The sequence below is a fragment of the Providencia sp. PROV252 genome (assembly GCF_033676005.1).
In the GTDB taxonomy this organism is placed as follows: Bacteria; Pseudomonadota; Gammaproteobacteria; order Enterobacterales; family Enterobacteriaceae; genus Providencia; species Providencia vermicola.
Genome location: NZ_CP096294.1, coordinates 1,505,563 through 1,528,284, shown reverse-complemented (window position 1 = coordinate 1,528,284; position 22,722 = coordinate 1,505,563). Strand labels below are relative to the sequence as shown.

The following is a 22,722-nucleotide window of genomic DNA, read 5'->3' as shown; positions in this document are numbered from 1 at the left end:
TTGATAACATTCAGATTAATTATATGTGACAATAGCTTTATTGAGCTGACTAGTATCTATCTTAATAGTCACCCTCTACACGACGAGGTATGTATTTATGCCAGTTATCCATCTAGTGGATGATGACACCGATGTGACCGACGCCTGCCAGTTTTTACTTGAAACGCTGGGCTACACTGTTACCGTTTGGAATGACAGTGAACAATTTATTCAACATGCAGCCCTTCACCAAGAGGGGGTGGTTTTGCTTGATATGCGCATGCCAAAGCTAGATGGTCGGCAAGTCCACCAATATCTGTGCGATCAGCACAGCACCTTAGCCGTGATTTTTCTATCTGGGCATGGGGATATTCCGATGGCGGTTGAGCAAGTCAAACTTGGTGCCGTGGATTTTCTACAAAAACCGATTGATAGCCAACAATTGGCAAAAACTCTTGAGCAAGCTCAACGGCAAACCACGCAATCCACCGAAAATTATCTAATTAAACAACGCTATGAAATGCTAACACCCCGCGAAAAAGAAATCTGTCGCTATGTGCTCCAAGGTTTAATTAACCGTGAAATTGCTGAAGCTACCTGTGTTTCAGTACGTACTGTTGAAGTGCATCGTTCTCGCGTGATGGAAAAAATGGCGGTGAGAAACATCGCTGAATTAATGAGTACCATGCAGTCAGTGAACTTATTAAAAAAATAATTTGATATAATTAGATTCAATTAAACCTAATTAATAAAAATTCACCATTACAGACTAAAAATAATCGGATACTAATGATACCAGCGCCTACTTTTCAAAAACACCTACTTCATCCTCGCTACTGGTTAACGTGGATAGGTGTTACTGTACTTTATCTTCTTGTTTTACTGCCTTACCCTGTTATCTATTGGATGGGGACTCGCCTAGGGTTATTATCCAAGCGCTTTCTAAAAAAACGCGTACAAATTGCCGATCGTAACCTGCAACTGTGTTTTCCAGAGATGAGTATGCAAGATAGGCAACACTATATTGATAAAAATTTCGAATCTGTCGGTATGGGATTATTTGAAACGGGTATAGCATGGTTTTGGCCTGATTGGCGCATTAAACGTTGGGTTAAGGTCGAAGGCCGTGAAAATATGTTATCTGCCCAAGAGACTGGCCGCGGGATTATCGTGCTTGGCATACATTTTCTCACCTTAGAAATAGGCGGGCGTGCTTTTGGTATGCTAAACCCAGGTATTGGGGTATATCGTGCTAACGATAATAAACTGATTGACTGGCTACAAACCCGTGGGCGTTTACGTTCAAATAAATACATGCTCGACCGTAAAGATGTCAAAGGGATGGTACGTGCTCTGAAGGACGGGGAAATTCTCTGGTATGCCCCTGATCACGATTATGGCCCACGCAATAGTACCTTCGCACCGTTGTTTGCGGTTGAAAAGGCAGCAACCACTAATGGCTCACAAATATTACTTCGCTTAGCCAACCCACTGGTTGTCCCTTTTGTCCCACGACGTTTACCCAACGGCAAAGGATATGAGCTTCTCATTCAACCTGCAGTGGATAATTTCCCTGTAGAAGACAATGTGGCAACTGCAGCGATGATGAACCAAGTCATCGAAAAAGAAATTTTGCGTGCGCCCGAGCAATATATGTGGCTACATCGCCGTTTTAAAACACGCCCACAAGGTGAAGCATCGCTGTATGGCGACCTCGATAAAATTCATCATTAATTTATGACAAAATAGCTGTAGCCCTACCTAACAAAGAGTTTTTCCTAAATAGATGGAAAGTTTTCCCTAAATAGTCAGGCCTACAGCGAGGCGCCTAAATGAAGATATCCCAAGGAGCGTACACAAGTATGTGACCTAGGTAGCTGAGTGACGGTAACAACGCTGTCGGTCTGAATATAACAGGAAAATAAGCCAAAAGTTTTCCCTAAATAGTCAGCCCTACAGCGAGGCGCCTAAATGAAGATATCCCAAGGAGCGTACACAAGTACGTGACTTGGGTAGCTGAGTGACGGTAACAACGCTGTCGGTCTGAATATAACAGGAAAATAAGCCAAAAGTTTTCCCTAAATAGTCAGCCCTACAGCGAGGCGCCTAAATGAAGATATCCCAAGGAGCGTACACAAGTACGTGACTTGGGTAGCTGAGTGACGGCAACAACGCTGTAGGGTTGAATATGACGGGAAAATGACGGCAACAATGCTGTCGGTCTGAATATAAAGGGAAAATATGACGGGAAAAGGTAATTACTGGAAAAGAAACTTATACGTCGTCTGGTTCGGCTGCTTCTTAACAGGTGCTGCCTTTAGCTTAATTATGCCTTTTCTTCCCCTTTATATTGAAGAGCTCGGCGTCAAAGACCACGCTTCGTTGAATTTATGGACCGGCGCTGTTTTCAGTATTACTTTTCTGTTTTCCGCCATCGCCGCGCCGTTCTGGGGGCGGCTATCTGACCGTAAAGGTCGTAAGTTAATGCTGCTGCGCTCTGCGCTTGGCATGGCGATTGTGATGGTCTTGATTGGCTTTGCACAAAATATCTGGCAATTATTGGCACTCAGAGCCTTACTCGGCTTGCTTGGTGGCTTTGTGCCCAATGCCAATGCGCTAATCGCCACACAAATTCCAGTGAAAAAAAGTGGCTGGGCAATGGGCGTTTTGGCCACGGGGGCTGTGAGTGGTGCGCTCATTGGCCCATTAATTGGTGGGTTCCTTGCTGACCAGTATGGTTTACGCCCCGTCTTTTTTATCACTGCAACCGTTCTATTTATCTGTTTTTTCGTCACCCTTTTTTATGTTCGCGAACGTTTCACCCCTGTTTCGCGCAAAGATGCCTTAACCAGTAAACAGGTTTTTGCCTCCCTACGGAATAAAAACTTGGTCATCAGCTTATTTTTCACCACCATGATTATTCAGGCAGCAATGGGTTCCATTAACCCTGTCATTACCCTTTATGTTCGAGAACTGTCAGACTCCCTTGAGAACCTAGCATTTGTTAGTGGAGTGATTGCATCTATTCCTGGCGTCGCCGCGTTAATCAGCGCACCAATGCTAGGTAAATTAAGTGATCGAATTGGCCCTGAAAAAGTCCTATTGGCTGTTTTAGGCACTTCAATTTTCGTGTTATTCCCGATGGGGCTCGTCAGTAGCTATTGGGAGCTAGGCTTCCTACGCTTTTTATTAGGGGCACTTAATGCCGCCTTACTACCAGCGGTTCAGACGCTAATTATTTATAATATTTCGCACCAAGTGACTGGCCGTATTTTCAGCTATAACCAAGCTTTGCGGGATGTGGGGAATGTAACGGGGCCGCTGATGGGGTCGTTTGTTGCAGCAACCTATGGTTTCAGAGCTGTCTTTTTCTTCACAGCTGCTTTAGTCCTTTTTAATCTTATCTATTCTTGGCTCATTATTCGACGCCAATCAGATGGTCTACGCGCTTCACCAACTGAGCAATAATTAGCCAGATAGTTTTTAACCAAAAACCTGATGCTTTATAAGCTTTATTGTTTTCTTAACGAAAAAATAATACTTTATATGATTAACCAACTGTTTAATAACAACTTAATCGATTCAAAATTCTTTCTTTTATTGTCAATGAAAATCCTGTATCTTCCCCTACCTTATCGTGAAAAATGAGAGTTATATCGACTTTTCACCTTAAAACCTCGCCTTTTACAATAAATTCATTCTGTTTATAGGCGATTCTATAATAATGTATGTTAAAAATATGTTTCCAAACTGAAAGTTAACATATCAAATAATAATCGACACTCAGGCGCTCGGCTTGGTGTTTTATATCATGCACAACCTCTCAAGAGATGATTTATGGGAGTTCACAGATGAATAATTCTGCGACTAAAACAAAAACTTTTTTCGGGCATCCATACCCGCTGAGTTCACTTTTCCTTACCGAAATGTGGGAAAGGTTCTCTTTCTACGGCGTTCGCCCGCTACTTATTCTGTTTATGAGTGCGGCACTCTTACAAGGCGGCATGGAGCTGCCAATTGAACAAGCCTCTGCTATCGTTGGTATCTTTGCAGGTGGTGTTTACATCACTTCGTTACCAGGCGGCTGGTTAGCTGATAACTGGTTAGGCCAACGCAGAGCGGTTTGGTACGGCTCATTGATCATTGCATTTGGTCACTTATCCATCGCAATGTCTGCATTTTTAACGAATACCTTCTTCTTTGTTGGTCTATTGCTGATCGTACTCGGAACGGGGCTGTTTAAAACCTGTATCACCGTGATGGTAGGTACCCTGTATAAGAAAGAAGATACACGCCGTGATGGCGGTTTCTCCCTGTTTTATATGGGTATCAATATGGGTTCATTTATTGCACCATTAATCATTGGCCCATTGCATGAAAAATACGGTTGGCATTTAGGCTTTGGCCTCGGTGGTTTAGGGATGTTAGTGGCGCTGTTAATCTTCCGCTTCTATGCTATTCCGCAAATGCGTCGTTACGACAAAGAAGTCGGCTTAGATTCCACTTGGAACCACCCGACAGTTCAACGTAAAAATGTCGGTAAATGGGTCACTTTTGCGATGGCATTGCTCGCGGTATTGGTTATCTTAATCGATAACGGCACAATCCCATTCAACGCATCAATGATCGCTAAAAGTTCTGCTTACGTGATTTCAACCTGTGTGGGCATCTACTTCCTGTTTATGTTCTTCTTTGCAGGTTTAAATAGCAGTGAACGCTCACGCTTATTAGCTTGTTTGATTTTACTGGTTGCAGCCGCGTTCTTCTGGTCAGCCTTCGAGCAAAAACCGACTTCATTTAACATTTTCGCTCGTGACTATACCGATCGCCAAATGGGTAGCTTTGAAATCCCAACCATTTGGTTCCAATCCATTAATGCTCTGTTCATTATTTTGCTAGCCCCTGTATTTAGCTGGTTCTGGCCATCCCTTGCTAAGCGCAATATGAACCCAAGCAGTATGACAAAATTTGTTATCGGTATTTTATTTGCCGCGGGCGGTTTCGCTATCATGATGGTTGCAGCAAACCAAGTATTAGCAACACAAAGTGGCGTTTCACCGTTCTGGCTAGTGGGTAGTATCTTATTACTGACTTTAGGTGAACTGTGCCTAAGCCCAATTGGTTTAGCAACAATGACCTTGCTAGCACCGCAAAAAATGCGTGGTCAGGTTATGGGGCTGTGGTTCTGTGCCAGTGCATTAGGAAACTTAGCGGCAGGTATTATGGGCGGTAACATCCGTAAAGACCAACTGGATTCCATGCCTGAATTGTTCTCCCACGTATCTATCGCGTTGGTTATCTGTGCTGTCGTATTGGCCGCACTGATTATTCCAGTAAGAAAGATGCTTAAAAATGCGGATAAAAACGAAGCCAAAGCGTAGTTATCTTCATTAACTTGAACTGCTCAATGACATATTGTTGTTGGGCAGTTTTCTTTCCTCCCATACGATTACTTAGCTTATTATTTTTTTCTAATCAGATTATACTCACTGTCTTATCTACCATAAGCCGGAATGTTAAGTATGTCCCTTTCTTTACCTGTCTACTATGTTGATGCCTTTACAGATACCTTATTTCAAGGGAATCCCGCAGCCATTGTACTACTGAATGATTGGCTACCTGATCATATGCTCATTGCCATTGCCGCGGAAATTAATTTATCGGAAACGGCATTTTTAGTCGGTCAACATATCCGCTGGTTTACCCCAAAAATGGAAGTTGCCTTATGTGGCCATGCCACTTTAGCTACGGCTTATGTCCTTAACCATGTATTACAGCAACACGCCCAGCCAATCGTCTTTAAATCACTTTCGGGAGAATTAGTGGTAACCTGCAGTGAACAAGGCCTCACTCTTGATTTTCCCATCCTTGATTCAGTTCTCAGTTCACCAATACAATTCCCTGAACTTGCTGATATTTTAGGTGTTGAAATTACTGAGCTTTGGCTCGCCAAAGACCGCTATCTGTGTTTTCTTTCAAATAGACAGCAAATCGAAAACTGCCAACCAGACATGCAACGCCTTGCACAACTTCCTCTGCCAGGGTTAACAATTACAGCACAAAGTACTGAAGACGACTGTGACTTCGTATCACGCTATTTTGCCCCCGCCAAGGGGGTAAATGAAGACCCTGTCACTGGCACTTCACACTGTGCCATTGCCCCAATTTGGGCAGAACGATTACAAAAAACAGCATTAGTCGGAAAACAACTCTCGAAAAGAGGCGGTATAATCCACTGCGAGGTCAATAACGGCAGAGTTAAGCTAACAGGAAATGCAGCCTTATTCCTAACAGGTAAAATTCAAATTAATCAATAAACTACAAAATCTAGATTCAAGAGCGCATACTTCAACCAATATCCGCACTCACAACAATGACATTAAATGATGTTCGGCATGTGATGAGTATGACTCTTCCCTCTCTTTTGTGTTCCTTATCTCAGATTAGATAATAATTTTTTTAACATTTAATTAAAAATTTTAAATCAACGTTAAATTAGTTTACAATCATAATTATAATTAAAAATATAATTGCAATTATAAGTATTACTTATTAACGCTTTGATTAACTGTTAAAAACTCATTCTATATAAGGAACTCTATAAATGGCTATTACTAGAAGAAAATTTCTTATTGGTGGCGCGGTTGTCACTGTAGCCGCTGGTGCTGGAATTTTAACGCCAATGCTAACGCGTGAAGGTCGCTTTGTACCTGGTAAGCCAAGACATGGCTTCGTTGCAGGGACGGAAGGTGCACTACCACAACAAGCTGACGTCGTTGTTATTGGTGCTGGAATTCTAGGGATTATGACTGCTATTGAATTAGTCGGTCGAGGCTTAGATGTTGTCATCGTTGAAAAAGGCAATATCGCGGGTGAGCAATCATCCCGTTTCTACGGCCAAGTTATCACCTATAAAATGCCAGAAGAAACCTTCTTACTTCACCATCTCGGTAAACATCGCTGGAGAGAGATGAATGCCAAAGTCGGTGCTGATACCAGCTATCGCACCCAAGGCCGTGTTGAAGTCCCTCTTGACGAAGAAGACTTAGTCAACGTGAGAGAGTGGATTGATACCACCAGCAAAAATGTCGGTTCTGACATCCCATTCAAAACTCGTATTATTGAAGGTGCAGAGTTAGATCAGCGCCTAAAAGGTGCACAATCTAAATGGAGCATTGCTGGATTTGAAGAAGATTCAGGCAGTTTAGATGCTGAAATTGCGACCTTCGTGATGGCAGAGCATGCCAAAAAACTGGGGATCAAAATTTACACCAACTGCGCAGCAAGAGGGTTAGAAACTCAAGGTGGCGCAATTTCAGATGTCGTTACGGAAAAAGGGGCGATCAAAACCTCTCGTGTCGTTGTGGCTGGCGGTGTTTGGTCACGCTTGTTTATGCAGAATTTAGGGGTAGACGTCCCAACTCTGCCTGCTTATCAATCCCAACAGTTAATTTCTGGTTCACCAACAGCGCCAGGTGGTAACGTCGCATTACCAGGTAATATCTTCTTCCGTGAACAAGCTGATGGCACTTATGCAACTTCTCCACGTGTTATCGTCGCACCAGTGGTGAAAGATTCCTTCGTTTACGGCTATAAATATATCCCATTATTATCAATGCCTGATTTCCCAGTGCACATTTCGTTAAATGAGCAACTGATTAACTCATTCACAGAGCCAACTAGCTGGAAATTGAATGAAGTTTCACCGTTTGAAAAACACAGAAATATGACAGCATTACCAGACCTGCCAGAACTGAATGCATCATTTGAGAAACTAAAAACCGAATTCCCTGCATTTAAAGACTCAAAACTGATTGATCAATGGAGCGGAGCAATGGCCATCGCACCAGATGAACACCCAATTATTTCCCAAGTTAATGAATACCCAGGTCTGGTTATCAATACCGCAACAGGTTGGGGTATGACAGAAAGCCCAGTTTCGTCTGAATTAACTGCCGACTTATTGTTAGGCAAAGAACCTGCACTGAATGTAAAACCATTTAGCCTGTACAGATTCAGCTAGTTTATTCGCTTCATCGCGATCACAAAAACCCTCCAAGTTGGAGGGTTTTTTATTGCCTAATATTCCTCAATCCCTTAACATTCTCGACTTAAATCAAATGGAGTGATTATGAACAAGTTATTATTAGGAATGATGATTTCGTTAGTGAGTTTCGGCGTAGTGGCAGAGAAAAACTACACCCTAGAGCAAGTTGAAAATATGATTACTTCTGGGAAAAAACCCCAAACTGCAACGCCTACCTTAGATGGCTCGATAGCAAAAGAGGATTTTGCAACCTGTAAATCTGGCTTAAAAGAGTGGTTAGATGGTGTTGAAAATTACCCGATTACCATCGAAAAAGATGTTGATGGTAAAGATTTTTCCGCCACTATTTGGACAGAATCCAAAGCCTTTTTGGTATCTTGCGTAAAAAGTGGTGATAATGCAAAAGCCATTCGAATGAGTGCTGAATATTTAGATAACTAACTGGCTCATTTTATTCGTTTTCATTCACACCATATCGGTGTGGATGAATACATTTTTATCATCACGATAGCAAAATGTGCTCTATTTCAAAAACCTTCCAAACTGGATCGATTCACTTCTCATTTATTGCTGTAATTATTTGTGATGAGTATTACACTTAGCCTTAACATTATTAATACACTAAGTAACAACTGTAAGGCCCAACCATGAGTTCCATCGTTGATGATGTCATCGCACAAAAAATCGAACAATCCATTTCCCGCGTTTCTAAAGTTGTATTCCCGACCACAACTAACCACCATAGCACCTTATTTGGTGGTACAGCTTTAGCATGGATGGATGAAGTCTCTTTTATCACTGCAACCCGCTTTAGCCGAAAACGTTTAGTGACCGTTTCTACAGAAAAGATCAATTTTACACATCCCATTCCATCAGGCACGATTGTTGAATTAGTCGGAAAAGTCATCCGAGTCGGTAGAACCAGCTTAACGGTGAATGTATCCATCTTCTTGGAAGATATGTATTCTGAAGGCCGTGAAGAAGTTATCCATGGCCAGTTTAACTTTGTAGCCATTGATGACAATGGAAAACCAACACCCTTATTTGGTGAATAATATTTAAAATAACTGAAACAATCACCTTTTTGGTGTAAATAAAGTGTGAACCTATTTTTATTCACACTTTATTTATCTTTCTAACCTTTCATTATTTAAGTTTTCTATTTTTCATATCGTTATATCCAAAATCGTTAAATAAAGCTATTTTTCGTTTAAGTTATGATATTTTTTGGCATAATTCACCAAAAAGGATTTTCCACAAAAAATTAATTTTTACGTTATTCATAAAATGTCTATTAATATATAATTATCATAATTAGAAATACTTAGTTTAAAAAATAAAAAAACATTAATATCTTGTTACAACAATCATATAGTGTCATATTTTAACACCACAAAAATACTCCTATAAGATGTAATTTAGAATAGATATTGTAATTTACCCATTATGGACGTAGAGTATTTCAACACGCTAATTACCCTAAAAGGGTGTAACGCCTGAAAAGAATATTTATTATTTAAAACGCGATATCTGCACTATGGCATTACATATATGCTTGAAGTAGTTAGGCGAGTTCAATAATTAATGTGCAAAAATACATTTTATAGCCTATAAATAATAGTAATAAACATCGATGACATAAGAAATAAAACCATGCTTAGAATTCTTTCACTTATTTTTATCTTTATTTTATCCATTAATCTCAGTGTTGCTGCGGTTCCTAAAGAAACCATCAAACGTATTGAGCAAGAAGCCCAAAAAGGCGATATTAAAGCACAAGTGATGCTTGGGATTGGTTACTACCTGGGTAATGAGCTGAAACAAGACTACGGTAAAGCCAAAAAATGGCTGACGATGGCCTCAAATAAAGGCAATTCTGATGCTCAGCTATTTTTAGGCGATATGTACCTAAATGGTAATGGTGTAGAACAAAACCTTGAAACTGCGATGGAGTTATTTGAAAAATCAGCGAATAAAGGGAATGTTGAAGCACAAAACTATATGGGGCAATTTTATTATCAAGGTATTGGGGTAAAACAAAACTATATTACCGCATTTGAGTGGTTCCAAAAATCTGCTGAGAAAAAATTTCCTCCCGCACAATATCAGCTCGGAAAGATGCTTGAGAATGGTGAAGGTACCGAAATTAATGATAAATTAGCGGCTGATTACCTAGCGCAAGCCTGTAAAGCTGGCATTAAAGAAGCGTGCTCTAAAAAATAATCCAGCCCTTTTCCTCTAGATTAAAACTTTCCTATTTTGACGAACATCACCATCATCGGTCATGTTCGTTTTTATTTTTTCTTTGCTAAAAATCTGATTGCGACTACTGGCTCACACCCCATCACCAACCAATCAGTTACTATTCTAGTATGAATAATCAATATCAAAATGTATAAGAATGTTCTAAACTTATAATATAAAAGAAAAAAGGAGAATTTATGTACAATACAATTTTAGTTCCGATCGATGTAACCGAAGATGCTCTGACCAATATGTTAGTTCCACATGTCAATTCTCTGCAAAAATTGAATAATGCTAATGTTCATTTTCTTGCGGTCACGGCCCCAATTTCTAATTATCTACGCTATGGTGGCACCATTTTACCAGGCGATTTCCCGAATGATGAAAAACAAGCTGAGATTATTCTTGCTGAGTTACAAGAGAAAATTAAGTTGTTTTCAATTCCTGCGGAAAAAGTGCATGCAAAGGCGAGTGTTGGTTCGGTTAAAGATGAAATTTTAGCCACTGCCGAAGATATTAATGCTGATATTATCTTACTGGGTTCACGTCGCCCGAGTATGACAACCTATTTATTAGGTTCAAATGCAGCATCCGTCGTACGTTACGCAAAAACAAGCGTACTGGTTGTCAGATAAGCTTTACTATCTACAATTTTTAGTAATTTTATCTTACTTTACCAATGATAAGTTTAAGCTCAATGAATGTTACAAAAACGTATAAATCCATACACTTTATAAGACTATTTCATCGCTAATTGCGGTAAATTATAGGCTCATAAACATTTTCGTGATTTTCACGCCCTGCTTTTATAGCAGGGTTTTTTTCATCTTTTTATCGGCTTTTTTCAGCCTAAACCGTTTAAACGGTACGCCATCAAAATCAACCAAACCGTCTTCGACAAATCCATAGCGCAATAACGCCGCTAGCTTAAGTCTTGTTAACGGCAAATGAATGGTTAGGGAATCAATATTCAGGGAACTAAAAGCCTTTTGGATCATTTGTACCGCAATCCGTTTGCCTTCCCCCCAAAATACTGGATGCAAAACAAGGGCTAAATCCGCATCACCGTTTTCATTTTGCAGCCCACCCCACCCCGCAAATTGTCCATCGATAACAAATGCCCAAACGCCATAACCATACTGGCTCCAATGCTGCTCTTTTCCCGCAACCCAATTTCGGCAAAATGCTTCATCAAATAGTGCATCCCCCAGAGGCATATGCTTCAATACTAATGGGTGTGTATTTAGCGCAATAATCTCAGCTGTTGGAATTTGGGGTAGTCGTAAAAACTGGATAGGCATATTTGTCACTCGATAAAATAAGATGGCTGAATTGTAAGCAGCTAAACATAAATTTCAACATGAAAAAAGCCCATTGAACATTACTGTTAATGGGCCTTAACGAGGAAGATTAAACGTTTATTGTTCCAATGCTTTCGCCATCACCTTTTGGAAATCTTCCCATGAACAATAGCCATTTTTATCAACCGGGCAATCTTTTAGCTCTAAAGTCACATGTTTTGGGGGTGTCTCAAGGGATAAATAGGCATTGTCCCTAAGTTGATCTGCAGTTTGATAAACATATTCAACTTTCATAAAGTCTTTTTTCGTTTGTTTGTCTGTCCAACGCTGGAAAACCAATTTACCGCCAATTGGCGTATGCTCGTACTGCTGTGCTAACTGATACGGTTTAAAATCCATCGCTGACATCAATGAAGCAATGTTGGAATCGTGACCCACTAAGAAAATAAATTTAGCTGTTTCCCCTTTATCTACGGATACAAAGCCTTTATCAATATAATTGAGGATTGGATGAGCCACATTTTTCGCAATAATTTTTGGCGTAAATAAGGTCTCTTGGTACGCATTTTTCAGAGTATTCAGTTTTTTCCATTTCTCAGGGGTATCCACTAGCCCCCATGCGACTTGATCTGCGGGAAAACCTTCATAATATTGTAGGTCGATAGCATCCACTGCAGAATTCGCAATTTTCAATGGGCCACTAACACCCGGCTCTTTATCTGCTTCGATAATAAAACTATTTTTTTGGCTATCGAGGTTACACAATTTATCCGTTTTGCATTTTTGAGAATCTTTAATATTCAATACGGTATCAAGTTCTTCATAACCTGCTTTTAGTGATAAACCTTTAAGATAATCATCCATTGCCGCAAGGGCTTTTTGTTTAAACTCAGGCGAGCCATTGGTAATAATCGGGTTAAAGACAGGATCCATCTTACCAATTTCTGGCTGATGGTGGATATTCACTTTACAGCCAGGAAATGCCCCCGCTGCAAAAAACTGTGCTGTCGCTATCGTTCGTTGTAAGCTATTGGTATACAGATATATATCTTCGTTACTAGTTGGGCATAACTCATCCGCGAGTAACTTATTTTGGTCAATCCACTCTCTAAAATAATGCCCCATATACACTTCAAGCGCCCCACCTTGAGTGGTGAGATAACCGCTTTTTGCATCCCAATCTGGCCATTTTTTATCAGTCACTTCAGTGAGAATACCTGTATTAACTATTGGTGTTCGTAAATTGTGGCGGCTAAGGACTAAAACTTGGTCTAAAACCATATCTGCTTGATTGTCGGTACTTGCCATGGTTGGTGCAATCGGTGCAAATAAGGCCGCAGATAAACATAGCGTTAACACTTTGTATTTCATTAAGATACCCCTACCAATATGGAAAAGTGAAAAGACGTTAAACCGCCCCAATAATCTAAACTTATCTCATAATGACAAAGTTGACTTTTTTTTCTGAGATTAATATCTCAAAACTAGCCTTAACTAAAATTAAAATCAGACATTGACATTACAGGTCTGCAATTTAAGATTGCAGCATTATTTTAGGGAGACAAGATAATGATAGTCCAAGCTGCCACGCGTGCACATGATGATGAAATAATTCGAATTTGGGAGGCTTCTGTTAGAGCCACTCACGATTTTTTACCTGAAGAAAAAATTGACGAACTCAAAGTAGCAATTAAACAGCTATATTTGCCAAACTTAGCTGTATTTGTCGCCTTTAATGATACAGGTAAAATGGTGGGCTTTCTTGGTTACGCTGAAAATCGCCTTGAAATGCTATTTATCTCCCCAGAAAACCGCGGGCAAGGGACAGGGAAGAAGCTCCTACAATACGCCATTGAAAAATGGGGTATCACAGAGCTTGATGTGAATGAGCAAAATCCACAAGCTGTTGGATTTTATGAACATATGGGGTTTGTACAATATGACCGTTCAGAGTTAGATGGTGAAGGAAACCCTTTTCCACTCTTACATATGCGTTTAAAAATAGCGTAGTAGCATGAACATTCTCGAATTAGAGACCCCGCGATTACGCCTTCGCAAGTGGCAAGAGGAAGATAGCGCCGTGTTTTATGCGCTCAATAGCAACCCTGACGTGATGCGCTACTTTCCTGCCATATTAGATGAGCAACAAAGCCAACAGTTTTTAGAAACCATCATCACAAAATTTAGCCAACAAGGTGGCTGGGGGTTATGGGCTGCCGAATTAAAAGAAACCAGTGCATTTATTGGCTTTCTTGGCTTAAATATTCCCGCCGCTAACCTGCCCTTTTCCCCCTGCGTTGAAATTGGTTGGCGTTTGCTTCCTGATTATTGGCATCAAGGCTTTGCTTCTGAAGGGGCGAAAGCCGTTATTCGGCTGGCGTTTACCCAGTTAAAACTTAAAGAGTTAGTTGCATTTACCGCGGTTCCCAACATTCCATCAGAATCGGTAATGAAACGCCTTGGCATGATAAAACAGCCTGATAACTTTTATCACCCTGCGCTCCCTGATGGTCATTGGCTACAAGAACATGTGTTGTATCGCATTAAAGCGAGCGATTACCGTAATTAAAATGCCACCAAAACAATCCCCACAAAAAAGCCATCACACTGTGATGGCTTCAGGTTGCTTAGCTTATACGTAAATTACTTTTTACTTTCCGCTTCTGCTTTAGCTTCTTTCGCTTCAACATCACGATACCAGCGTGGGTGGTGTTTCTTCGCCCAACGACGGCTCACTTTGCCTTCGATCATGCCTTTAATCGAGCCTTTAACCCAGAATGCCATATACATATGGATTAAGATTGCGTGGATTAAAATAATCGCGGCTGCTGCATGAATAAGCAGGCTCCAACGGATCATCCACATCGGGAACATATCCGCAAAGTAAGGACGCCAAATGATAATCCCAGTCACTAAGAGTACGAAAATCATACTCATAATACTCCAGAACATCATTTTTTGGCCTGCGTTATATTTGCCAACATCCGCAACTTCGTGCTCGTTACCTTTGAGGACTTCTACAATATTCTTGATCCAAGGTAAGTCCTTTTTATCTGGAATATTGTGTTTCACAAAGCGCACAAACATAAACATCAGTACGACAAAAATCAACACACCAAAGAATGGGTGAAGAATACGCCCCATTTGTGGTGTACCGAAAGTTTCCGTCAGCCATTTCAGTGTTGGGAAAAACAGTGCAATACCTGACAACGCAACCAAGAAGAAGCTGATGACCACTGTCCAGTGGCAAGCACGGTCAATAAATTTTGTCCGTACAATCATTTTGCTTTTTTTACTCATGGTTATCGTCCTCCTCTTCATCACTCACTTCTTTGTTCGGGCCAATTCCCACATAGTGGAAGATTAATCCCGCAAAGGTTGCAATAAAGCCAATTGCAGAAAGTGGTTTCAGAACGCCTTTCCACAGATTAATTGGGGTATCAATTTGTGGATCTTCAGGCAGTCCGTGATAAAGCTGGGGTTTATCCGCATGATGCAACACATAAACAACGTGTGTTCCACCGACGCCTTCAGGGTCATAAATACCCGCTTGGGCGTAACCACGATTTTTCAGTTTCGTGACGCGCTCTGCGCCGTATTCCAGCATTTCGGCTTTTGTACCAAAACGAATAGCCCCTGTCGGACACGTTTTCACACAAGCAGGTTCTTGACCAACACTGACTCTATCAACGCACAAAGTACATTTGTACACACGATTATCTTTCGGATTCAATCGTGGAATGTTGAATGGACAACCCGCGATACAGTAGCCACAACCAATACAGTGCTCTGATTGGAAATCCACAATACCATTAGCGTACTGAATGATTGCACCTGCAGATGGGCACGATTTCAAACAGCCTGGGTCGGTACAGTGCATACAGCCATCTTTACGGATCAGCCACTCTAACTTGCCCATTTCCGTGGTTTCGCTAAAACGCATCACCGTCCACGATTTGGCACTTAAATCCGTAGGGTTATCGTAAACCCCTACGCAGTGGCCCACTTCGTCACGAATATCATTCCACTCAGAACATGCCACCTGACAAGCTTTACAGCCAATACAGGATGACACATCAATAAGCTTACACACTTCCAGCTTATCATCACGCGCCTGCGGCGGAGGCGTAATGCTATTGGTCGCGGAACGTTTAATAATGTCTTGAGATTGCATGGACATGTTCCCTCCCTTACGCCTTCTCAATGTTAACTAAGAATGCCTTATACTCAGGAGTCTGAGAGTTAGCATCGCCCACAGATGGCGTTAACGTATTGGTAATGAAACCTTTTTGTGTTGCGCCTTCAAAGCCCCAGTGAATTGGCAGACCAACCGTTTCAATCGGTTTGCCATCAACCATCAGGGTTTGCAATCGTGGTGTCACCACAGCGACCGCTTTGATAAAGCCGCGTTTACTGCTGACTTTGACTTTATCACCCAATGCAATTCCCTTCGCTTTCGCTAAGGTTTCACTGATTTCCACAAATTGCTCTGGTTGAGCAATCGCGTTTAAGCGAGCGTGTTTTGTCCACGTATGAAAGTGCTCAGTCAAACGATATGTGGTTCCTACATAAGGGAAATCTTTGTGATCACCAAGACGCTTCTTGTCTTCATCAAAAATTCGCGCAGCAGGGTTAGACACCACATTTGGATGCAATGGGTTTGTACCTAATGGCGTTTCAAACGGCTCATAGTGCTCAGGGAATGGCCCTTCAGCCATCTTATCGATAGCAAATAAACGCCCTAACCCTTCAGGTTGCATGATAAATGGACCTGTTCCTACTTCTGGCGCAGAAGCGTTAAAGTCAGGAATATCGTTACCTACCCATTTTTTACCGTTCCATTCGATAAGCACACGGTCTTTATTCCATGGTTTACCTTTGGTATCACAAGATGCTCGGTTATAAATCACACGGCGGTTCAGAGGCCATGCCCATGCCCAACCTAGTGTATTACCGATACCTGATGGGTCGCTGTTATCACGGTTCGCCATTTGGTTGCCCTTTTCTGTCCAGCAACCAGTGTAAATCCAACAAGACGAAGCGGTTGTACCGTCATCACGCAGCAATGCAAAAGAACTGAGTAACTCGCCTTTTTTCGCCTGAAGATTGCCATCCGCATCATAGAGGTCAGCCAGTGCAATACCGTTGTTCTCTTTCGCCACTTCTTCTGATTCAGGGTGGAATTGCTGTTTGTAATTCCATTTCATCTGCATCAGAGGTTCTTGGCCTTGGCCGCCCTCTTTTTCATACATTTCACGGATTTTATACAAAATACCCGTTAAGATTTGGCCATCATTACGCGCTTCACCTGGGCCATCCGCAGCCTGCCAGTGCCATTGTAACCAACGGCCTGAGTTAGCGATTGAACCATCTTCTTCCGCAAAACAGGTTGATGGTAAACGGAACACTTCAGTTTGAATTGAAGCGGTATCGACGTCATTCATCTCACCGTGGTTTTGCCAGAAATTTGCTGTTTCTGTGACCAGAGGATCAACAACCACTAAATATTTCAGCTTGCTCAGGCAACTAACCACTTTATTTTTGTCTGGGAAAGACGCAACTGGGTTAAAACCTTGGCAGATGTAACCCGTCACTTCGTTACGGCTCATCATGTCAAAATACTTCATCACATCATAAGCTTGGTCCCATTTAGGTAACCAATCGAAGCCCCACTGGTTATCTGCTTGTGCAGAATCACCGTAGAACGATTTCATCAAACTGACGAAGAATTTAGGGTAATTACTCCAGTAGTTCACCTGATTCGGTAATGTCGCTTTTGGCGTGTTCGCCGTCAGGTAATTATCGACAGTAAGATGTTTTTCTGAAGGTAATGTCAGGTAACCTGGCAAACTGGTAGATAACAGGCCTAAGTCTGTCAAACCTTGAATATTTGAGTGACCACGCAATGCGTTCACACCACCACCAGCAACCCCCATATTACCAAGCAGTAATTGGATCATTGCCATGGTACGGATGTTTTGCGCGCCTACGGTATGTTGTGTCCAACCTAAGGCATACAGGAACGTACCGGCTTTATCTGAAGCGCTGGTCGTCGCGAGAATTTCGCAAACTTTTAAGAAATCGGCTTGTGAAGTACCACAAATTTTTTCAACCATCTCAGGCGTATAGCGTGAGACGTGCTTGCGAAGTAAATTCCAAACACAACGTGGGTCTTGTAATGTGTCATCGCGCAGTGCGTGACCATTTTCATCAAATTTGTAGTTCCAGCTGGTTTTGTCATAACTGCGTTTGTCAGCGTTATAGCCACTAAATAGACCATCTTCAAAGTCAAAATCATCTCTGACAATTAACGCCGCATTGGTGTAGTTCTGAACGTATTCAGCATTGATTTTATTATTTTCAATTAGATACAGTAAAACGCCCGATAAGAAAGTAATATCGGTGCCTGAACGAATTGGCACATAATGGTCTGCGACTGATGCGGTACGCGTAAAACGCGGATCGATAACAATCAGTGTTGCATCATTATTATTTTTTGCTTCAATTGCCCAGCGGAACCCAACAGGGTGAGCTTCCGCAGCGTTACCGCCCATTACGACGACAACATCCGCATTTTTAATATCAACCCAATGGTTGGTCATCGCACCGCGACCAAATGTTGGAGCAAGACTTGCTACCGTTGGTCCGTGTCAGACACGCGCTTGGTTATCAACCGCCAGCATACCTAGCGATCGTGCGAATTTTTGGGTCAACATTCCCGTTTCGTTACTTGCAGCAGATGCACATAACATCCCTGTGGATAACCAACGGTTTACTGTTGTTCCTTGTTCATTTTTTTCAATGAAGTTTGCGTCGCGGTCATCTTTCATTAATCGCGCAATACGCGTGAAAGCATCATCCCAGCTAATACGTTCCCATTTATCAGAGCCTGGCGCTCTATATTCTGGGTAACGTAAACGATTTTCACTGTGAATGTAATCCAGCAGGCCAGCCCCTTTAGGACATAAAGCACCACGGTTTACAGGGTGGTCGGAGTCTCCTTCGACGTGGAAGATCGCGGATTTAGCATTCATGGCACCATCGCCCATGCTATACATTAATAATCCACAACCGACAGAACAGTAAGTACAAGTATTACGCGTCTCTTTAGAACGTAGTAATTTATATTCACGTACATTAGCTATTGCCATTCCAGGCATAAAACCTAACGCAGCTACAGTTGTACCTGCCATCCCGCCAGCACAGATTTTAAAAAACTTTCTGCGACTAACGTTCATTGCTACCTCTTTATATTTTTTGTATAAATCGGTGAGAGAATAGCAGCCTAATATGATTAGATATTGCCTAAAATCAATTAAAGTGAAAATAAAAGTTTAATTAATATTAACTGAGTAGTTAAACAACAATTAAAATTACCACCAATAGGGTATTTATTGTTAAATTGATTTGGATCAATTGTTACAATCGAAAACCTTTAAGTTAAATAAATTTTATTTGGCGTTTTTTGAAATCTACATTTCAACATAATAATTATAATTTACAAAAACAATCAGTTTTAAGGTAAATTATGCCACTTAACGTAAATAATTAAATTTCAATACTATCAAATAGTAAAATAAAAAACATAAATCCACTACAAAATAATGCTTCGAGTTTCATCAGTCATCTCCATAATGTGGAGATCAGCCAAAAACCCTTCGATTTATTAAGTACTAGTCAACAAAAAATAGCAATTAATCAGGAACGTGATGAATTGAAAAATAAGATTCAGCATGACATAAAAAAAGCGGCTATTTACGGTATTAGTAAACATCAATTAGAATGTGCTGACTACATGAGAGCTGTTAATAAAGAAGTACAAACCATCATGATAGGCAGTTTAAATCAAAGTATTGTCCTAAATAAAATGAATGTTTACCCATTATGTAGTGTATATGGCGAGCTGGACGAACAGTTAAATGCTTTTGTTAACGCGCTAGAAAACCGCTCAACGGTGGACGCTGATTGGGCCCTAAAATTATATCCTCCTTTCGTTAAGCAATGGCAAGTTACGCTAGCGAATAACAAGCATAAAATTGATATATTTCAATATTTAACTAAAAAGAGTAATACACAGGAACAACTCAAAGAATTAAAAAAACTTATCATAAAAAATACATCACCAGAAACTGATAGCAACAAACTGTACAATTTTATTAAAAATAAGATATTACCGTGTCAATCCCTATCAGAATTTCGAGCGAAGTTACAAGGTCTATATCAAACTAACAAGAAGGATATAGATTGGAATTCATCTGGCTTATTTAATTTAATTGAAAACCATTTTTTTAGAAATACAAGTAAAATCGGATTGAATTTCTTTCTTCAACACCACTACTCAATCATTCTCACTTGGAACCAAAATGATGAAAAAGATTTTTTACTCAGTGACATCAATCAAAAAAATTTCAAACATGGTTTTAGACGGCTATATAATAATAAAGAGTGCATAGAACCCATCACTTTTTCAGAGATCAGGCATCTTGAACGAAATAAAAGCCAGTTTTCAAATAACATCATTAGAATACTATTACATAGTGATAGCGCTATGATATCGAAGGGTTTTGATGATAAGTGGTTTGAATACAAAGACAGCGAAATGATTGAGCAGTAATCTAAAAGAAAAGAACGAGAAAAGTTAGTACTCAGGCTGCATGTTGTCAATAACTAAACAAAACATATATAGCCGCATTATTAAAACTAGCATTCCTATATTTTTACATTATTATACACCGTATAATTAATTCTGGAGGTATCATAATGATTACTGGGCATGTCTTCATAGCAACCAGTTTAGATGGCTATATTACACGTAAAAATGGTGATATTGAGTGGCTTTTACAACAGGATCTGCCTGATGAAAATCATGGCTACGAAAGCTTTATCAACAACATCGACGCTATCATCATGGGTCGAGGAACATTCGAAACAATTTGTGACTTCACACCTTGGCCTTATGAAAAACCCATTGTGGTGCTTTCATCCAAGCACTCAGCACAATCCGTACCTGAGCATTTAATCGGTAAGGTACGGTTTTCAAACCAGACTCCAGAGCAAGTCATGCTAATGTTAGAGGCTGAAGGCTATAAGCGTGTTTATATCGATGGTGGGCAAGTTGTTCAATCCTTTTTAAAACAAGAGCTAATTCACGACCTTATTATCACTAAAATTCCTATTTTATTAGGTGAAGGACGTTCTTTATTTGGCCCTCTATCCCATGATATTTACCTAAAACATTTAAATACTCAAAGCTTCCCTTCAGGGTTTATTCAATCTCATTATGAGATAGTCAAATGACAGAACGTAAACCTGGACGCCCGAGATCACAGCAACTCAATATCTCACCTGAAAATATTATTGCGAAAGCAATAGTGATATTAGATGAAAAAGGGATTGAGCAATTATCTATGCGGTTAATCGCCAAGGAGATGGCCATCACACCAATGGCTATTTACCACTATTTTTCTGATAAAAATGCATTAATTAAAGCTATTGGTAACACGCTTTATCATGATGTTAATATTGCAGATATAAAAGGCATTTATCCCAAAATAGAAAACCTTTTACTTAGATATCGCGAAAAAATCATTCAATACCCGCAAATTACGTTAGCAATATTTAGCACACCTAAGTTATTTCCCGAGCAAGCCTCTCGCATAACCAAGGAGCTAATCCAGTTATTAACGGAGTTAGGATTATCAACACAACAAGCAACCCAATGGGGGCACATTTTAATCGACTATACTCACGGCGAAGCTTTAGCAACAGCAACCAATGATCAGCTTATTTATGGCAAAGCAAAAGAAAATTATACTGATACATTAAAAATGCTCTTAAATAATATATAAAACGTAATTTTAATGCCATTATTCTAAATACTGAACGAGGTTTCCCCGCAGAAAAATTTTATAAACGGAATGATTTTACTGAGCATAAAGGACTAATTATTATGTCGAAAATAGTCAAATAAATAACGCTTTACTACTGTAACCCTTTTACTCCCTACTACTTTTTATTTCTGCTACTATAACTGCCATCTTTTCTATCATCTTATTGGCTAATAAAATCATTATGAGAGCAACATCTGAAGAAGCCCGAGTATTTATTGAAGTGGTAGAACAAAAAAGTTTTAGTAAAGCAGCTGATAAACTGAATTTAGCAAATTCAGCAGTAAGTCGAATCGTCAAAAAACTGGAAGAAAAATTGGGCGTCAACTTGCTTAACCGCACCACAAGGCAAATTGACCTAACCGCCGAGGGCGAACTTTATTTTCAGCGTATGAAAGTTATCTTGCAAGAAATGCAAGCAGCAGAGAATGAATTACACGAAACGCAAGCTTCCCCAAAAGGCCTATTACGAATTGATGCTGCAACACCGATTGTATTGCATATATTAATCCCCTTTGTTTCTGTTTTTCGTCAACAATATCCCGACATTCATTTGTCGTTAGTGTCATCAGAAACCTTTGTTAATTTAATCGAACGGAAAGTCGATGTTGCAATACGTGCAGGGCAACTCACCGACTCCAGCTTACGCGCCCGCCCATTATTTAATAGTTACCGCAAGATAATCGCATCTCCAAATTACCTTGAACAACATGGTGAACCCAAATACCCTCAAGCGCTTTTGAACCATACATGTTTAACCTTTACTGAACCCGCATCATTAAATATGTGGCCAGTTAAAAGTGTTGATGGGCAATTAATGGAAGTCACGGAAGGGATATCATCAAATAGTGGAGAAACGCTAAGGCAGCTTTGCTTAACGGGAAATGGAATTGCATGTTTGTCTGACTTTATGGTGAATAAAGATATTCAAAATGGCCAGTTTGTCGAAATATTAAAAGAAGACTTACAGCCTGTTCCTTTGCCATTCCATGCCGTTTATTACAGTGACCGCGTTGTCAGCCAGCGTATCCGCGTTTTTATTGACAGCTTAACTCAATATCTTGCAGAAATTCAGAAGCCATAAAAAATTATGGCTTCTCAGACTGCTGGCAAACCGATTAGGTTTGACTGCAGGTTGGATAGGTTTTGAAAATAAATTAGGAAAATCAATTTATTGATTTTCGACTGATAACACAAAGTAGGAAAAACCACGCTTTTATCCTGCTTTGTCAACAACCTCAGAAGCCATAAAAAATTATGGCTT

General features: G+C 40.4%; 21 protein-coding genes. 16 read left to right on the top strand and 5 right to left on the bottom strand.

The window, feature by feature from the left end; genetic code table 11:
- Positions 1–97: 97 nt before the first annotated feature.
- From ttrR to M1F05_RS06780, 10 genes are all read left to right on the top strand, one after another.
- On the top strand, positions 98–694 hold the full coding sequence (gene ttrR, locus M1F05_RS06825; RefSeq protein WP_206086720.1) for a tetrathionate respiration response regulator TtrR: 597 nt from the start codon (positions 98–100) through the stop codon (positions 692–694).
- A gap of 74 nt (positions 695–768) precedes the next feature.
- Positions 769–1,713 (top strand): Kdo(2)-lipid IV(A) acyltransferase, encoded by a 945-nt coding sequence (locus tag M1F05_RS06820; RefSeq protein ID WP_206086719.1) that lies wholly within the window; start codon positions 769–771, stop codon positions 1,711–1,713.
- Positions 1,714–2,220: 507 nt separating this feature from the next.
- Positions 2,221–3,447 (top strand): multidrug efflux MFS transporter MdtG, encoded by a 1,227-nt coding sequence (mdtG, locus tag M1F05_RS06815; protein ID WP_206086718.1) that lies wholly within the window; start codon positions 2,221–2,223, stop codon positions 3,445–3,447.
- Positions 3,448–3,830: 383 nt separating this feature from the next.
- Positions 3,831–5,360 (top strand): peptide MFS transporter, encoded by a 1,530-nt coding sequence (locus tag M1F05_RS06810; RefSeq protein ID WP_206086717.1) that lies wholly within the window; start codon positions 3,831–3,833, stop codon positions 5,358–5,360.
- A gap of 141 nt (positions 5,361–5,501) precedes the next feature.
- Positions 5,502–6,296 (top strand): PhzF family phenazine biosynthesis protein, encoded by a 795-nt coding sequence (locus M1F05_RS06805; protein WP_206086716.1) that lies wholly within the window; start codon positions 5,502–5,504, stop codon positions 6,294–6,296.
- A gap of 287 nt (positions 6,297–6,583) precedes the next feature.
- The gene (locus M1F05_RS06800) at positions 6,584–8,002 is read left to right on the top strand and encodes an NAD(P)/FAD-dependent oxidoreductase (protein WP_206086715.1); all 1,419 of its coding nucleotides are present in this window, start codon (positions 6,584–6,586) and stop codon (positions 8,000–8,002) included.
- Between the two features lie 108 nt (positions 8,003–8,110).
- Positions 8,111–8,467, top strand: coding sequence for a hypothetical protein (locus M1F05_RS06795; protein WP_206086714.1), 357 nt, complete (start codon positions 8,111–8,113; stop codon positions 8,465–8,467).
- A gap of 206 nt (positions 8,468–8,673) precedes the next feature.
- Positions 8,674–9,081 carry an acyl-CoA thioesterase gene (locus tag M1F05_RS06790; RefSeq protein ID WP_206086713.1) on the top strand — a complete coding sequence of 136 codons (408 nt, stop codon included), beginning with the start codon at positions 8,674–8,676 and terminating at the stop codon, positions 9,079–9,081.
- A gap of 598 nt (positions 9,082–9,679) precedes the next feature.
- A complete protein-coding gene (locus tag M1F05_RS06785; RefSeq protein ID WP_206086712.1) occupies positions 9,680–10,249 on the top strand; it encodes a tetratricopeptide repeat protein in 570 nt (189 codons plus the stop codon).
- A 218-nt stretch (positions 10,250–10,467) separates the two neighbouring features.
- Positions 10,468–10,905, top strand: a complete 438-nt coding sequence (locus M1F05_RS06780; protein ID WP_206086711.1) for a universal stress protein — start codon at positions 10,468–10,470, stop codon at positions 10,903–10,905.
- A 171-nt stretch (positions 10,906–11,076) separates the two neighbouring features.
- Here the strand turns inward: M1F05_RS06780 and M1F05_RS06775 are convergent, their stop codons facing one another.
- Positions 11,077–11,571 carry a GNAT family N-acetyltransferase gene (locus M1F05_RS06775; RefSeq protein WP_206086710.1) on the bottom strand — a complete coding sequence of 165 codons (495 nt, stop codon included), beginning with the start codon at positions 11,569–11,571 and terminating at the stop codon, positions 11,077–11,079.
- A gap of 117 nt (positions 11,572–11,688) precedes the next feature.
- Positions 11,689–12,942, bottom strand: coding sequence for a bifunctional glucose-1-phosphatase/inositol phosphatase (agp, locus tag M1F05_RS06770; RefSeq protein ID WP_206086709.1), 1,254 nt, complete (start codon positions 12,940–12,942; stop codon positions 11,689–11,691).
- A gap of 198 nt (positions 12,943–13,140) precedes the next feature.
- On the opposite strand from agp, the gene M1F05_RS06765 reads away from it, so the two are divergent.
- Both M1F05_RS06765 and M1F05_RS06760 read left to right on the top strand, forming a co-directional pair.
- Positions 13,141–13,581, top strand: coding sequence for a GNAT family N-acetyltransferase (locus tag M1F05_RS06765; protein WP_206086708.1), 441 nt, complete (start codon positions 13,141–13,143; stop codon positions 13,579–13,581).
- Between the two features lie 4 nt (positions 13,582–13,585).
- Entirely contained in the window at positions 13,586–14,140 is a 555-nt protein-coding gene (locus M1F05_RS06760) for a GNAT family N-acetyltransferase (RefSeq protein ID WP_206086707.1), read from the top strand.
- A gap of 74 nt (positions 14,141–14,214) precedes the next feature.
- Here M1F05_RS06760 and fdnI read toward each other — a convergent pair whose 3' ends face one another.
- From fdnI to fdnG, 3 genes are read right to left on the bottom strand one after another with little or no spacing between them, the layout of a single operon-like run.
- A complete protein-coding gene (gene fdnI / locus M1F05_RS06755) occupies positions 14,215–14,871 on the bottom strand; it encodes a formate dehydrogenase-N subunit gamma (protein WP_206086706.1) in 657 nt (218 codons plus the stop codon).
- The gene (gene fdxH / locus M1F05_RS06750; RefSeq protein ID WP_206086705.1) at positions 14,864–15,751 is read right to left on the bottom strand and encodes a formate dehydrogenase subunit beta; all 888 of its coding nucleotides are present in this window, start codon (positions 15,749–15,751) and stop codon (positions 14,864–14,866) included. Before fdxH ends, fdnI begins: the two co-directional genes overlap by 8 nt.
- Positions 15,752–15,761: 10 nt before the next feature.
- Complete coding sequence (gene fdnG / locus M1F05_RS06745) at positions 15,762–18,809, bottom strand: formate dehydrogenase-N subunit alpha (protein WP_206086704.1); 3,048 nt, start codon at positions 18,807–18,809, stop codon at positions 15,762–15,764.
- Positions 18,810–19,285: 476 nt separating this feature from the next.
- Here fdnG and M1F05_RS06740 point away from each other — a divergent pair, with 476 nt between their 5' ends.
- The 4 genes from M1F05_RS06740 to yafC all read left to right on the top strand — a co-directional run bounded on the left by M1F05_RS06740 (position 19,286) and on the right by yafC (position 22,542).
- Entirely contained in the window at positions 19,286–20,185 is a 900-nt protein-coding gene (locus M1F05_RS06740) for a hypothetical protein (RefSeq protein WP_206086703.1), read from the top strand.
- A gap of 146 nt (positions 20,186–20,331) precedes the next feature.
- The gene (locus M1F05_RS06735) at positions 20,332–20,868 is read left to right on the top strand and encodes a dihydrofolate reductase family protein (protein ID WP_206086702.1); all 537 of its coding nucleotides are present in this window, start codon (positions 20,332–20,334) and stop codon (positions 20,866–20,868) included.
- Entirely contained in the window at positions 20,865–21,419 is a 555-nt protein-coding gene (locus tag M1F05_RS06730) for a TetR/AcrR family transcriptional regulator (RefSeq protein ID WP_206086701.1), read from the top strand. The genes M1F05_RS06735 and M1F05_RS06730 overlap by 4 nt, the downstream gene beginning before the upstream one ends.
- A gap of 223 nt (positions 21,420–21,642) precedes the next feature.
- The gene (yafC, locus tag M1F05_RS06725; RefSeq protein WP_206086700.1) at positions 21,643–22,542 is read left to right on the top strand and encodes a DNA-binding transcriptional regulator YafC; all 900 of its coding nucleotides are present in this window, start codon (positions 21,643–21,645) and stop codon (positions 22,540–22,542) included.
- Positions 22,543–22,722: the final 180 nt, after the last annotated feature.

Coding starts and splice junctions, on each gene's coding strand:
- M1F05_RS06775 (WP_206086710.1), bottom strand. CDS start 11,571: ATGCCTATCCAGTTTTTACGACTACCCCAAATTCCAACAGCTGAGATT.
- M1F05_RS06820 (WP_206086719.1), top strand. CDS start 769: ATGATACCAGCGCCTACTTTTCAAAAACACCTACTTCATCCTCGCTAC.
- M1F05_RS06805 (WP_206086716.1), top strand. CDS start 5,502: ATGTCCCTTTCTTTACCTGTCTACTATGTTGATGCCTTTACAGATACC.
- M1F05_RS06800 (WP_206086715.1), top strand. CDS start 6,584: ATGGCTATTACTAGAAGAAAATTTCTTATTGGTGGCGCGGTTGTCACT.
- agp (WP_206086709.1), bottom strand. CDS start 12,942: ATGAAATACAAAGTGTTAACGCTATGTTTATCTGCGGCCTTATTTGCA.
- M1F05_RS06810 (WP_206086717.1), top strand. CDS start 3,831: ATGAATAATTCTGCGACTAAAACAAAAACTTTTTTCGGGCATCCATAC.
- yafC (WP_206086700.1), top strand. CDS start 21,643: ATGAGAGCAACATCTGAAGAAGCCCGAGTATTTATTGAAGTGGTAGAA.
- M1F05_RS06785 (WP_206086712.1), top strand. CDS start 9,680: ATGCTTAGAATTCTTTCACTTATTTTTATCTTTATTTTATCCATTAAT.
- M1F05_RS06765 (WP_206086708.1), top strand. CDS start 13,141: ATGATAGTCCAAGCTGCCACGCGTGCACATGATGATGAAATAATTCGA.
- fdnI (WP_206086706.1), bottom strand. CDS start 14,871: ATGAGTAAAAAAAGCAAAATGATTGTACGGACAAAATTTATTGACCGT.
- fdxH (WP_206086705.1), bottom strand. CDS start 15,751: ATGTCCATGCAATCTCAAGACATTATTAAACGTTCCGCGACCAATAGC.
- ttrR (WP_206086720.1), top strand. CDS start 98: ATGCCAGTTATCCATCTAGTGGATGATGACACCGATGTGACCGACGCC.
- M1F05_RS06730 (WP_206086701.1), top strand. CDS start 20,865: ATGACAGAACGTAAACCTGGACGCCCGAGATCACAGCAACTCAATATC.
- M1F05_RS06795 (WP_206086714.1), top strand. CDS start 8,111: ATGAACAAGTTATTATTAGGAATGATGATTTCGTTAGTGAGTTTCGGC.
- M1F05_RS06780 (WP_206086711.1), top strand. CDS start 10,468: ATGTACAATACAATTTTAGTTCCGATCGATGTAACCGAAGATGCTCTG.
- mdtG (WP_206086718.1), top strand. CDS start 2,221: ATGACGGGAAAAGGTAATTACTGGAAAAGAAACTTATACGTCGTCTGG.
- M1F05_RS06790 (WP_206086713.1), top strand. CDS start 8,674: ATGAGTTCCATCGTTGATGATGTCATCGCACAAAAAATCGAACAATCC.
- M1F05_RS06735 (WP_206086702.1), top strand. CDS start 20,332: ATGATTACTGGGCATGTCTTCATAGCAACCAGTTTAGATGGCTATATT.
- M1F05_RS06760 (WP_206086707.1), top strand. CDS start 13,586: ATGAACATTCTCGAATTAGAGACCCCGCGATTACGCCTTCGCAAGTGG.